The organism is Mesorhizobium sp. M2A.F.Ca.ET.043.05.1.1, from assembly GCF_003952445.1.
Lineage (GTDB): Bacteria > Pseudomonadota > Alphaproteobacteria > Rhizobiales > Rhizobiaceae > Mesorhizobium.
Map to the genome: position 1 here is coordinate 6,601,742 of NZ_CP034446.1, position 12,279 is coordinate 6,614,020.

At 59.1% G+C, this 12,279-nt stretch carries 13 protein-coding genes and 4 pseudogenes; 10 read left to right on the plus strand and 7 right to left on the minus strand.

Annotated features, from left to right (window positions below; genetic code table 11):
* Positions 1-87: 87 nt before the first annotated feature.
* From EJ069_RS31910 to EJ069_RS31940, 7 genes and pseudogenes are all read left to right on the plus strand, one after another.
* A pseudogene (locus tag EJ069_RS31910) lies at positions 88-666 on the plus strand (IS21 family transposase); the annotation flags it as partial.
* A gap of 250 nt (positions 667-916) precedes the next feature.
* Complete coding sequence (locus tag EJ069_RS33610) at positions 917-1,303, plus strand: site-specific integrase (RefSeq protein WP_245456380.1); 387 nt, start codon at positions 917-919, stop codon at positions 1,301-1,303.
* A gap of 330 nt (positions 1,304-1,633) precedes the next feature.
* Positions 1,634-1,972: a transposase gene (locus EJ069_RS31920; protein WP_210211318.1), complete on the plus strand. Its 339-nt coding sequence runs from the start codon at positions 1,634-1,636 to the stop codon at positions 1,970-1,972.
* A 52-nt stretch (positions 1,973-2,024) separates the two neighbouring features.
* Complete coding sequence (locus EJ069_RS31925) at positions 2,025-3,251, plus strand: tyrosine-type recombinase/integrase (RefSeq protein WP_126064510.1); 1,227 nt, start codon at positions 2,025-2,027, stop codon at positions 3,249-3,251.
* On the plus strand, positions 3,248-4,192 hold the full coding sequence (locus tag EJ069_RS31930) for a tyrosine-type recombinase/integrase (RefSeq protein ID WP_126064511.1): 945 nt from the start codon (positions 3,248-3,250) through the stop codon (positions 4,190-4,192). Before EJ069_RS31925 ends, EJ069_RS31930 begins: the two co-directional genes overlap by 4 nt.
* A complete protein-coding gene (locus EJ069_RS31935; protein ID WP_126064512.1) occupies positions 4,182-5,177 on the plus strand; it encodes a tyrosine-type recombinase/integrase in 996 nt (331 codons plus the stop codon). The genes EJ069_RS31930 and EJ069_RS31935 overlap by 11 nt, the downstream gene beginning before the upstream one ends.
* Positions 5,178-5,316: 139 nt before the next feature.
* A pseudogene (locus tag EJ069_RS31940) lies at positions 5,317-5,601 on the plus strand (IS21 family transposase); the annotation flags it as partial.
* A 111-nt stretch (positions 5,602-5,712) separates the two neighbouring features.
* On the opposite strand, the gene EJ069_RS33860 reads toward EJ069_RS31940, so the two are convergent.
* From EJ069_RS33860 to EJ069_RS33620, 3 genes are read right to left on the minus strand one after another with little or no spacing between them, the layout of a single operon-like run.
* Positions 5,713-6,021: a tyrosine-type recombinase/integrase gene (locus EJ069_RS33860; RefSeq protein WP_281060078.1), complete on the minus strand. Its 309-nt coding sequence runs from the start codon at positions 6,019-6,021 to the stop codon at positions 5,713-5,715.
* Entirely contained in the window at positions 5,903-6,322 is a 420-nt protein-coding gene (locus EJ069_RS33615; protein WP_348639380.1) for a tyrosine-type recombinase/integrase, read from the minus strand. Before EJ069_RS33615 ends, EJ069_RS33860 begins: the two co-directional genes overlap by 119 nt.
* Positions 6,231-6,704 (minus strand): site-specific integrase, encoded by a 474-nt coding sequence (locus EJ069_RS33620; protein ID WP_245456381.1) that lies wholly within the window; start codon positions 6,702-6,704, stop codon positions 6,231-6,233. The genes EJ069_RS33615 and EJ069_RS33620 overlap by 92 nt, the downstream gene beginning before the upstream one ends.
* A gap of 434 nt (positions 6,705-7,138) precedes the next feature.
* Between EJ069_RS33620 and EJ069_RS33865 the strand changes: the two genes are divergently transcribed.
* A complete protein-coding gene (locus EJ069_RS33865) occupies positions 7,139-7,261 on the plus strand; it encodes a hypothetical protein (RefSeq protein ID WP_281060008.1) in 123 nt (40 codons plus the stop codon).
* A 76-nt stretch (positions 7,262-7,337) separates the two neighbouring features.
* Here the strand turns inward: EJ069_RS33865 and EJ069_RS31965 are convergent, their stop codons facing one another.
* Both EJ069_RS31965 and EJ069_RS31970 read right to left on the minus strand, forming a co-directional pair.
* Entirely contained in the window at positions 7,338-7,643 is a 306-nt protein-coding gene (locus tag EJ069_RS31965) for a GntR family transcriptional regulator (protein ID WP_245456382.1), read from the minus strand.
* On the minus strand, positions 7,643-8,416 hold the full coding sequence (locus EJ069_RS31970; RefSeq protein WP_126064514.1) for an arylmalonate decarboxylase: 774 nt from the start codon (positions 8,414-8,416) through the stop codon (positions 7,643-7,645). Before EJ069_RS31970 ends, EJ069_RS31965 begins: the two co-directional genes overlap by 1 nt.
* Before the next feature lie 171 nt (positions 8,417-8,587).
* Between EJ069_RS31970 and EJ069_RS31975 the strand changes: the two are divergent.
* Positions 8,588-9,185 (plus strand): annotated as a pseudogene (locus tag EJ069_RS31975) (IS6 family transposase).
* A 95-nt stretch (positions 9,186-9,280) separates the two neighbouring features.
* On the opposite strand, the gene EJ069_RS31980 reads toward EJ069_RS31975, so the two are convergent.
* Positions 9,281-9,667, minus strand: a complete 387-nt coding sequence (locus EJ069_RS31980; RefSeq protein WP_126064515.1) for an ectoine synthase — start codon at positions 9,665-9,667, stop codon at positions 9,281-9,283.
* A gap of 153 nt (positions 9,668-9,820) precedes the next feature.
* On the opposite strand from EJ069_RS31980, the gene EJ069_RS31985 reads away from it, so the two are divergent.
* A complete protein-coding gene (locus tag EJ069_RS31985) occupies positions 9,821-10,714 on the plus strand; it encodes a LysR substrate-binding domain-containing protein (protein WP_126064516.1) in 894 nt (297 codons plus the stop codon).
* A gap of 377 nt (positions 10,715-11,091) precedes the next feature.
* On the opposite strand, the pseudogene EJ069_RS31990 reads toward EJ069_RS31985, so the two are convergent.
* Positions 11,092-12,252, minus strand: a pseudogene (locus EJ069_RS31990) (transposase).
* Positions 12,253-12,279 lie beyond the last annotated feature (27 nt).

A 12,279-nucleotide genomic window follows, 5' to 3' on the forward strand; every position in this document is an offset into this window, starting at 1 on the left:
ATCCGCACCCCCATATTTCCACCGAGAATTGACCCATGTTTGAACCTTACCGCGCGTTTTTTCAGCGGGGATTACGGAGTGATCGACATGGCATTATTGAGCGTGATCCGACGCTGGCATTTTCGAGAGCATTTTATCGATCCGAGAGATTAGCCATAGGACCGGCCCGTGCGCAAATACCTGCGGGTGGGCGAGGTGGGGCCGAAGTTCAAGGTTCCAGAGCGGCCGAGCAGGCTTGATGCGTTTGCCGACCGTTTGTCGGCCTGGCTGAGGACGGAAGCCAAAAAGAACCGCAAACAGAAACGCACGATCAAGCAGCTTCATGCCGATCTGCTTAGCCTTGGCTATGAGGGGTCATACGGCCGTGTTGCTGCTTTCGCCCGGGAGTGGAAGGCTGATCTGCAGAGGGAGTTACAGACGACAGGGCGCGGGACATTCGTGCCGCTTTCGTTCGATCCGGGTGAAGCGTTCCAGTTCGATTGGTCGGAGGACTGGGCAATCGTCGGCAATGAGCGCACCAAACTGCAAGTGGCCCATTCAAAGCTAAGCTACAGCCGCGCCTTCATCGTTCGGGCCTATCTGCTGCAGACGCATGAGATGCTGTTTGACGCGCACAATCACGCTTTCCGTGTCTTTGGCGGCGTTCCTCGGCGCGGCATCTACGATTACGTGCCCGGGCACGTAATCGTAAGTTCACCGCGGCCCACAATGTCGACCAGATCAAACGAACCGAGGTGCTCATCGAGCCATTCATCGACGATTGGTTGTTCACTCGTCGTGCCGACCGATCCGCTGAAGCGTGTCGACGCGATCGCAACTTCGTCGGGGCGTTGTGCGGCATTTCTTCAGCCATGTCGTCTCGAAGTCGGACAACACCAGCCATAGAACAGCCTGGCCGATCCCATTCGCTACCCAGGTGTCGGGATTCTTTGATTACCTTCGCGAAGAGCGGGGCCTGCGTGCGAGCTCCATTCATCACTACCGGCACTACCTGCGTGGGTTCGAGCGATATCTCAGGGATGTTGGATGCGAGGTGACCGCGCTTTCGTTGCCAGTGGTGACGGGGTTTGTCACGACGCAGGCTCAGCACTTCGGGCCCAGATCAATGATCGGTCTCGCAAGCACATTGCGGGTTTTTCTCCGACTTATCCAACGCGACATCAGCAAGCTCGTCGAGGTGCCCCAGCATTACAGGTTGGCCGACATCCCCCGATCGATCGGTTGGGATTCCGTCCGGAAGATGCTCGACCAAGTCGATCGCCGCACCGTCGTTGGCCGCGCGATTACGCCATGCTGTTGCTAATGATCACATACGGTCTGCGCGCCCGCGAGGTCGCGACGCTGACGCTTGATGACCTCGATTGGAAGCGGGTGCGGATTCCGACATGAAGTCGGCCTCCATTCCGATCAAAGACCGGCCACCATTCCGATTTGAAGCCGGCCACCGTTCCGATCAAAGACCGGCCAGTTTTCGGCACTGAAGATTACCTCCTGGGTCAGCAACTTTGGCATCAAGTGCCCGCCGTAAAAGGGGAGATTTGGATGCCGGCGAAGAGAAGGCTGACCAATGAGACAATTGAGACAAATGCTTCGGCTTGCCGGAAGCGGGACGAGCTCCCGCGAGATAGCAGTCATGTTAGGAATAGCGCGCAGCACCGTGCAGGATAACCTGCAGCGTGCGGCAGCAGTTGGATTGAACTGGCCGTTGCCGGGCGAGCTGACCGACGATGCGCTCGAGCACAAGCTTTTCAGCCGCAACGGCGTCAGGCAGGGCACACGGCGGCGCACGGAACCGAACTGGGCCGATCTTGCGGTCGAGCTCAAGAAGCCAGGCGTCACTTTACTCATCCTCTGGGAGGAGTATCGAGGGGCGCATCCCGACGGGTACGGATACAGTCGTTATGTTGCGGCCAAATTTATGTTGCGCAAGCCCCGCTGTTGCTCGGGTGCTTGGGCGGCGTGGGGTTCTTGACGCAACATAACTCAGCAGGTCGGTAGCAAGCCTTTTCCAACGGAGGTTTGCTATGGATCAGACGACTGATGCCGGCCGCTCGGTCGGCCACGACGACAATGACGAGCCCTTTGCCGAAGAGCGGGACCGTTACCTTCGCCACTGTGCGGAATGCGGGGCGACTCCCGCTTCGCTGACAATAAAGCGCAACGAGCTGCTGTGGATTGCCATGCGTCTCGGCCCGGATGCCTCGTCGGAGGGCATCGGCATAGACACACTTCGACGGATTGGCATTGAGAGGGAACAAGCCCACGGAGCCATCACTGCGGCGCGAAGAGTTGTCGATATCGGACGACCTTGGCTTCGATTTCTCGGTTGGTGGCGTGAACCGAGTGCCGGGTTCGAGTATCAGAGCCAACTCGATGAGTATGTGAGATGGATGCGCGATGAGCGCGGCTTCACACCATCCACGCTCGAGCAATGGACTCGTGTGATCGGCAGGTTTCTGCGGTGGTGCGACCAGACGAACTGGCAACTTGGGAATCTTCAGGCCGCCGACATCGACGCTTATTTTGTTACCCAGGCAACGGGACGATGGTCCCGCGTGTCCGTCGCCAACACTGCTTCCGCTCTGCGGGTATTTTTGCGCTACGCCGGCAAGCGGGGAATGTGCGCAGACACTCTGGCCGGATCGATCTGTCGCCCGCGGCTTTACCGCCAAGAATCGTTGCCGTACGCCCCGAACTGGTCAGACGTGCAGTGCATGTTGGCCGATGCCGCGACCGACAAGCCACGGGACATTCGCGATCGTGCAATCCTGCTGCTGCTCGCAGTCTATGGAATGCGCAGCGGGGAAGTAGTGGCATTGCGCCTCGATCAGATCGACTGGTCCGGTCGGACGCTCAGGCTTTTCCGTCTGAAGCGTCGGCAGCCGCAGATCTATCCACTTGTTTCGTCTGTTGCTGAGGCGCTCGCCCGCTACATAGACACGGTGCGGCCGCCGTCATCGTGCCCAGAGATCTTCCTTTGCATGCAAGCACCCCGTCGACCGTTGAAGGCGGGGAGCATCTATGATGTCGCGAACCGCAGATTTGTCGCGCTTGGAATCGAAGCGGCTCATCGCGGGGGGCATGCACTGCGCCATGCCTGCGCCTCTCGGCTTCTTGCCGAAGGTCTGTCGATAAAGGAGATCGGAGATCATTTGGGACACAGCAGCGCGGCAACAACCAGTATCTACGCCAAGGTGAATATCAAGGCCCTGCGCGAGGTTGCTGCATTCGATTTGGGAGAACTCCAATGATGCTGGCCGATGTCATCGACAACTATCTGACCAAGCAGCGGTCATTGGGCATGCGTTTTGAGTCCGCCGAGGCGTTGCTGCGCCGGTTCTGCCGCGTGATGGGCAATCCCGAGATCAGCGAGATTGCCCCAGAGAGGGTAGCCGCGTTTCTCCAAGGCAGCGGTTCGCTCAGTGCCAGCTGGATGCTGCGCTACAAGGTCTTGAGCGGATTTTATCGCTTCGCCGTCAGCCGCGGCTATGCGGCGTTCTCGCCACTGCCGACGTCATTGCCGAAGTTGCCGCCGCAACAAACGCCGTACGTGTATTCGACGGAAGAGCTGCGCCGGCTGCTGGCCGCGACCTCGATCCTGAAGGATGGGCACAGCCCCCAGGTGCCGACAATTTATCGTACCCTTCTCCTGCTGCTTTACGGTAGCGGCATGCGCATCGGCGAGGCGCTTCGCTTGGTCTTGCACGACGTGGATCTGACCGAACAGATCATCACCGTCCGCGACACGAAGTTCTTCAAAACGCGTCTCGTGCCAATCGGACCAAAGCTCAACTGCGAGCTGGCTGCGCATATCGAACGCCGGCACCTTCTACCTTTGCCGCGTGGGGAAGAATCATCGTTGTTCACCACGCGCGATGGCCGGCCGTGGCACTACGTGCGAGTTATTTCCTGGTTCCAGCATGTCCGTCGAGCCGCCGGAATCAGTTGCCCTATCGGGGAGCTTCGGCCGCCACGATTGCACGATATTCGTCACACCGCCGCCGTGCACCGGGTGGTCGCCTGGTATCGCTCCGGCCAAGACGTGCAACGGTTGCTTCCGCAGCTAGCAACCTACCTTGGCCATATCGATATACGTTCAACGCAGCGCTATTTGCACATGACGCCCGATCTCCTCGATGCGGCAAGCCAGCGCTTTGCGCAATATGCAATGGGGGCCGACCATGAAGGATGAGACCCTCCTTGGTCCGTGGATCCGTCGTTTCCTGTTGGAACATCTGGTCGCCGAACGCAATCTTTCCCGCAACACCCAAGCCAGCTACCGCGACACACTGGCCCTGTTGCTGCCATTCGCAAGCAAACAGGAAGGCTGCGCCATCGATCGCATGACAGTTGAAGACCTGACACCGGAGGTCGCCCGCAAGTTCCTGGACCACCTGGAACGTGACCGCCGATGCAGCGAAGCAACCCGTAACCAACGGCTAGCGACCATTCACTCATTGGCACGCTACATCGGCATGCGTTCGCCGGTCCACCTGGCCTGGTGTTCCGAGATAAGGGCAATACCATTCAAGAAAACGGCAAAAGCATCGATCGGCTATCTCGAAAAGACCGAGATGGATGCGCTCCTTGCTCAACCCGACAGGCGTACGACTCTGGGCGCGCGCGACCGTGCTCTGCTGCTATTCCTGTACAACAGCGGTGCCCGCGCGGATGAGACAGCAAAATTGACGGTCGGTAATCTTCAACTGGGCGCGTCTCCTTCAGTGCGCCTTCATGGCAAGGGGAACAAGATCCGGATCTGCCCATTGTGGCCAGCGACGGCAACATCGCTGGCCGGCCTCGTGACCGATCGGGATAAAAGCGATGCCGTCTTTCTGGGGCGGATGAAGGAGCCTCTGACGCGGTTCGGAATACACCGCGTCGTGACTCAATATGCCGCCATGGCAAGCAAAACCGTTCCGACCCTGGCCACGAAGCGCGTCAGCCCCCATACGATCCGGCACACGACAGCCGTCCACCTCCTGCGTGCCGGCGTCGATATCAACACGATCCGCGCTTGGCTGGGCCATGTGTCGTTGGACACCACGCACATCTACGCCGAGGTGGATCTGGAAATGAAGGCCAAGGCGTTGGCCAAGGTTGATATCGGCGGCTTGAATGAACCCCCACGGCAACGATCCCTGCCGTCATTGATGGCATTCCTGAAAGCCTTGTAGGCAGCTACTATCGGCGTTCTTCTTATGTGGCGGCTTGGGCCAAGGAAATCACCGAGAACCTTGGCTCATCCCCTGCAACCGCAACATAAATTTGGCCGCAACATAACGACTGATATGTTCTGCAGAACATATCAGTCGCTTTTGTGAACTCCTGCGGGGATTCCAGCAGCGACTGTCGCCGACAATGCGCCAGGAACACGCCGCCGGCGACAAGGTCTTCGTGGATTATTCCGGCAAGAAGATCCCGATTGTCGACCGCAAGACCGGCGAGATCCGCGAGGCGGAGATCTTCGTGGCGGTGCTGGGCGCCTCCAGCTACACCTTTGCCGAGGCGACCTGGACGCAAACGCTGCCCGACTGGATTGGCTCGCATGTCCGGATGTTTCGGTTTTTTCACGGCGTTACCAGGCTCGTGGTCTGCGATTTTGTTCCCGGGAACAAAATCGGGATTTTGTGTCCGACGCCATTATGTGGCTGGCAACGGTTTTGAGCCGGTCTTCGCGGGTGGGCCGCGGGCGAGAGGACACATAATGCGTTACAGGGAGTTGAGCCAGTTGAGGAGGGTTTTGTCATCCTTCCAGGCAACACGTGGTCGGGGCACCGTTGAAATACCTGAACCACCCACTTCGCAGGCCCGCAGCGCCTCGGCTTTGGCGCGTAGCGTCAGCTCGGCATAACGGTTTGTCGTGTCGAGACTCACGTGCCCGAGCCAACTGCGTATGACATTAACTTCGACACCGGATTCCAGTAGGTGGCAGGCAGCGGTGTGCCGGAATAGGCGCGGGCTGACTCGTCTGGATTTTGGCCCGTGTGTATCGAAGGAAGCGCCGTGTCGTCGGACAATCTTGTAGATCCCGAACCTTGTTAGGGGACGAGCCTTCGGAGCGCAGAAGACTGGCTCGCCTGGCGCTACGCGGCGCGGGGCCAGCATGCTTCACTGTCTCATCCCAGAGCGGGCACGTCCGCCACTTGTCACCTTTGCCGTGCAAGTGGACTTTGGCCGGCGGCTTGAGTTCGAGGTGCTCGATACGAAGATCGGCAACTTCCTGTACCCTAGCGCCGGTGTTGTAGAGGAAGAGCAATAGTGTGTGGTCGCGTAGCGCGAGATGCCCTTGCCGAGGCAGCGAACGAAACAAGGCCACCACCTCCCTCCCGTTCCAGGAAGTGCGTATCGGGAAGTGATGTGCGCTTGACGGGGATTGCCGCGACCCGCTGGCAAACTGCCAGCATCTCGGGTGCACGCACAGCGAGGTAAGCAAAGAAGGTGTTCAGTGCAGCGCGACGTTGATTACGCACCGAGTTGCCGCGTTCTTGTTCCAGGTGCTTCAGGAATGCCAGACACCGTTCGAACGTCAGATCATCAAGGGCCAGTGCAGTAATTTTGCGGCCACGCTGCTTGGACACGAAGCACAGAAACAGGCGGATCGTGTCACGATAACTGCGGATCGAACCGAGCCGCAGCCCCTTCTGTACCGGGAGATGATCGGCAAAAAATGACTGAACCAGTGTACCGAGGGAGAGGGTCATGACCGATCCTCCCCGAGTGTTGCCGCGGCAAAGGCACGGAAGCGTTGGTTGGCGTGTTCGAGCAGTTCCGGGGTCGGCGCCAGATACACGGCAGTGGAACTGATGTCGCCGTGCCCCATGAAAGTCGAGAGTGCAAGAAGCCTCGTCTGAGGATCGAGGCCGAGTCTATACCAGCGCATGAGTGTGCCAGTGGCAAACGAGTGGCGCTAATTCCGAGCTCGGAATTAGCGCCACAGCTTTGCGGTCGGGCGACTTCTACGGTGGTATCGCGACGGACATAATCCCACCGACAAACTGGTCAAGCTGTCGACCTTCATGGGTCATGTGGATCCCGCTTCCACCGCCGTCTATCTCACCGTTACCGCCGATCTCCTAGAAGCCGCCGGTCAGCGCTTCGAACGCTTTGCAGCGCCGCTTTCGCGTGGAGGGCGGCCATGAGGACCGCCGGCAGCCTCGTCTATCAGTTCTTCGAACACCATCTCAAAGCCGAGAAGGGTTTGGCGTCCACCTTTGCCGCCACCGTGGACGACGGGCAGGTAGCCGATCTCGTCGACTGATGTTGAGCTCAACATCAGTCGACTCATGTGCAGTACGCAGCTTGCAAGAGCTTGATATCAAAAGACCCTTTTTGATTCAGGCTCTTAGACGGAAAGCGTAGACATCCTTGAATTCCTGGAAATCCACTCCGGTGACTGTCGTACCTACGCCATTCTTGGTTTCAACCAGACCCTCGTATTCAAGACGCTGCAACGCTTGCCGGACCGGTGTACGACTGACATTGAATTCCGCTGCCAATCCTGTCTCGACGAGCAGTTCTCCGGGCCGATATTGTAACCGACAGATCCGGTCTCGAAGAACACGATGGATCTCGATTGACTGGCCCCGAGGAGGCGCAGCTCGTGGCGCCTCTCGCCTAAATTCTGTCGCGGCTTTAGACATCAGTTCTCTTTGAAAAGTCGGCCATAATTGTCGCTCCGGTCATTCACCCCCGCCAGCCGCAAGCAATCCCACATCATCGCCTGGTTGCTGGTAATCACCGGCTTACCCGATTCTGCTTCAAGTGCCTGGATAATGTCCACCGAGCGAAGGGCGCTGCAACTGATAAAAATGGCATCGGAATCTGCCCGATCCACCTGCTTCGCGAATTCGTAGATATAGTCAGGGGTCACCCGCACCATGTCTTCATCATTTTCAATATTCAAACCCTGCATATTCAGGATCTCAAATCCCCGTTCCGCCATATAAACCCGCTCGATCTCGTTGACCGGATCGACATAAGGGGTCGCGACGGTGATCTTCCTCGCATTCACGGCCTTCAAGGCGCGCATGACGCCGGAGATTATAGACGTCGGCTTGGCGCCGGGTGCACCGCGCGTGAGTTCGGCGAACACCTTGTCTTCGCCGATCACGACGCTTCCCGAAGTGCATCCGTAGCAAATTACGTCGAGTTGCACCTCCGGAACGATCAGAGCAGCAGCGTCACCGATTCCCGAAGCCATGGCAGACAAAGTTTCGATTTCCACCTTATTTGCCATCGGGGCTCTCTGGAAGTGAACGCCGACCCCGTCTGGAGCCATCTTGAACATATCCTCTTCGATGGTCTGCTCCATTGCCAGAAGAACGAAACCTAGCTTGGCCTTGTGATGGCGTCCCGCGTCGAACCGGATGCCTCCGCGACCGAGTGAATGTTCAAATTGTCCAGTCTGTTGCATTCCGTCTGCTCCTTCTTACCTGTACACAGCCAATGGGAATGCACAAGATTTGTGTCCAAAAAAACGCCAATGCAGCACGAGGCGGAGCCTTTAGCAGGCTCACCGGTTAAGTCTTGGACCGGCGTTATCCACTTAACTAGCGTTCAGGGATTTGCGGCATAGACCGATGGCATGAACACCGCGACCGTCAGCTCCAGGCGCCATCGTTTCCCGCCGAAGATCATCGCCCATGCAGTCTGGCTCTACTACAGGTTCCCCTTGAGCCTGCGTCTGGTCGAGGAAATGCTGCTGGAGCGCGGGGGATCGTGGTTTCGTATGAGACAATCCGCCGGTGGGGCATCAAGTTCGGTCCGCATTACGCTCGCCGCTTGCTCCGCAAGCAGCACAGTCTGGCACCTGGACGAGGTCGTCATCACCATCGCCGGCAGGAAACACTGGTTGTGGCGCGCCGTCGACCAGGATGGCTAGGGACTCGACGAGATCGTCCAGAACCGCCGCAAACCAAAGCGGCCAAGCGTTTGCTGACGCGGCTGCTGAAGAAGCAAGGCGTCGCGCCGCAGCCGGGCGGAGAATGCACATGCCGCTGCGAAAACGCGAGCGGATGATGCAAGACTTCCGATCACCAGGAGCACTGCAACGCTTCGTTTCGATCTTCTCGGCTCTGCGCAATCTCTTCGTCCCGCCCCGCTCAAAACGCTCCGCTCTCGCTGCACATATTCACCGCCTGCAGGCCATGGCGCAATGGAAAGCCGTGGCCATGGTCAGCTGACATCAGCGGCCGCAGGTCTCAATGCGTTTATATGCAGACAACGTGACATCGCCCTTGGACCGAGTTCCTACAAAACCTGCGGTTCTTTTCCGTCTTCAATAGGCCGAGCTTGACCCGTCATTGAGGTTGTGGCGCTCGGTGCCCTTGAGCGGCGGATTAAAGATGCTGACGAGAACCAGGTCCTTGTTCCGGCCCCCGCGCAAATAATGCTCGTCATGCTTGTCGAGCACGTAGATGTCGCCTTTGCGAATGGGAAAGACATTGCCGTCCATGTCCTCAACCTCGCCCTCCCCAGCAATGCAATAGCAGGCCTCAAGGTGGTTGCGGTATTGGAGCAGGGATTCCGTGTTGGCGCGCACTACCGTGTGACAGACGGTAAAGCCCATTCCGTCCTTTTTCGTCAGCAGACGGTGGCTGGTACCACTACCCCACTCAACGAAGTGATCGGTGGCTTCAACATCTTGCAGGCTGCGTACGAACATGGTGTTCTCCATTTAAGGAAAAGTGCGATAAAGGTGCCACAGCTTGTCACATCGAAGGACGCCGGCCAGCCGCGCGACCGAAGGACAAGATGCATGATCGTGGCTTTTCGGACAAACGGTCATTTCTAACACAACTGAAAGGAATGCTTACAGATGGAACTGCCTCCTTTGAACGCGCTGAGAGCGTTCGAGGCCGCGGCTCGCTTGGCCAGCCTGACCAATGCAAGCCGCGAGATAAACGTTACGCATTCGGCGGTGGGCCAGCAGGTCAGACAGTTGGAGGAATGGATCGGTCGACGGCTATTCAGGCGCGTCGGACGAGGGATTGCCCTCACACCTGCCGGCGAGGAGTTCTACGAGGCCGTATCGACTGCGCTACGCGTGATCTCGGTCTCGACCCGGCGCCTAAAGTGCAGGCCCGGCAGCCGCCCGCTGTCGGTCGGCTGTATCGCATCGATCGCCACACGTTGGCTCGTGCCGGCTATCCAGGACTTCCTGAGGATGCATCCGGACATAGACATGCGCGTTGAATACGCCCATGCGCAGGAAACCTTCGATGCCGACAAGCACGATGTCCTGATCACGCTTAGCCGCGCGGACAGCGAGGCCTGCCGGTCCGTCAGGCTTTTCTCACGCATGAACAAGCCGGTGGCGAGCGCCCATTACGTGAAACACAAGCCCGAGATTCTCCACAGCAATGGATTGGAAGGCGCGGAACTGCTCCATGACGAAAGCTTGGATGGCTGGGCGCAGTGGTTCGAGAAGGCGGGCATGACGCGTGTCAAGCCGCTGCGCGGGCCGATCTATCAGGATTTCAATCTTCTGACGGGCGCCATCATGGCCGGCCATGGTGTCGCACTTTGTCCGATCCAGGTGTTCCGACGGGAGATAGCGCACGGCGATCTCGTGGTCCTGTCAGAGATCGCGACGCTTGAAGATCAAGGGTATTACCTATTAAGGGCCCATGATGCGGGCCCCACCGTGGACGCGTTCACCGATTGGTTTCAGCAGATCTGTGCAAGCGAGGACGACGGGCCGAACGCCTAGCTCTTATGACCGTGGTCAAGTGTGGTAGATGAACTTTTCCGTCCGATGTTCTTTGCCACAGGATGTTTGCCCCTTTGATGGACGGCCCGGGGACGGGATGAGCCCTTGAGACGACGCTCGATCATGCTCTTATCCTCGGGTTGGCTACCGCACTTTCGTAATCCGTCTTGGGTATCCTTGCCTAGAATCGGGCGTTGGGCCGTTGCCCAGCCACATAGCTAGCGCGGGAATTCCCCACCGTGGCCACATCCCGTCTCCGTGCTGTCCCGGTTTGTTGCGCCGGATTGAAGCCGGTCAATTAGCTTCAATCCGGCGGCGCCCGTGGGAGACGAGCGTTTGCCGGAAGCTCAATCTCCACAGGGGAGCGCACAGCATCTTCAGCGCACCGGCTCAACCTGGTGGCCGATGGCCCACAGGAAAGCCGCGATCTCGCGGGCGATCGCCGCCACGACGATCGGTCACGGTCTCTTCTTGCCACAGGCCGTCAGGCGCGGTAGCGAGCGCACAGTCGGGTCTGCGCCTTCCAGGCAATCTCGCGAACCGCCCTGGGCAGGGCCCTCGAGGCGGATGCGAATGGTTTCGTCACCCGGGCCGGATAGCGGTAGCTCCAGGCGCCCTCCACAAGGACGCGGCGTGCGCGGCTTTGCCGGCAAGCCTCAGGCCGCCACGCTTCACCGTCTCGCCGGTTGACCGCTCCGACGGCACCAGGCCGAGAAAGGCCATCAGCTGCCGCGGATTGTCGAAACGGCGTACATCTATAGCGCGACGAACGGGATGATACGAGTCTCACCTTGATTGTCGCCGCGCAGTACATCGCCGACTTCGTTGACAAAGGTGACGGCAACGATGAAGGAGACACGTAGCGCCTGATAGGCCGCCACCACCGGCGCCATCGACCAGCTCGGCACCAGTTCGGCGAGCTGGGCACCGAGCCGCTCCAGCCGGTTCTGCGCATCGGTGATCACATCGACTTGTCCTGGAACACGATCTGCTGGGCCGGATGGTCCAACTTCTGCGCCGCCAGCCAGCGGGCATGCGCCGGGCCCCAATTCGTGCGTCCACTAAAGACCCGGCCATGGCGCAGCAGGAACGACAGAAGCTGCTGGCGCTCCTTGCGCAGATCCTCGCTCGCCGAGCTCCGAACGCGCACCGCTTCATGCACTGCGTCGGGAACCCAGATCCCGGTCAGCTCCCCCGCCCTCAGCAGCCGTGCCAGGGTGACCGCATCGCGTCGGTTCGTCTTGACGCGTTCGCCCGGGCGCTTCGGGATCAGCGACGGCGCGACAACATCGCAGCGGTGGTTGAGCTCAACGATCTGGCGGCAAAGCCCGTAGCCCGTTGGTCCGGCCTCGTAGCAGAAATGCAGGCGCGGATATTTGCCCTCCAGCTTACGCATGAAGCGTTCCACCGCCGCCGGTGTCGCCTCGATCTCGCCGAAATAGGGGACCTCCCCCTCCCGGCCACCCTCCGCAATCGCAAATCGCGTGCTTGGCCTTCGAAACATCGACACCGACGTAAAAACCCTTATCTTCTGCCATGGCCCGTCCTTCCTTTGCTGGGGCTCG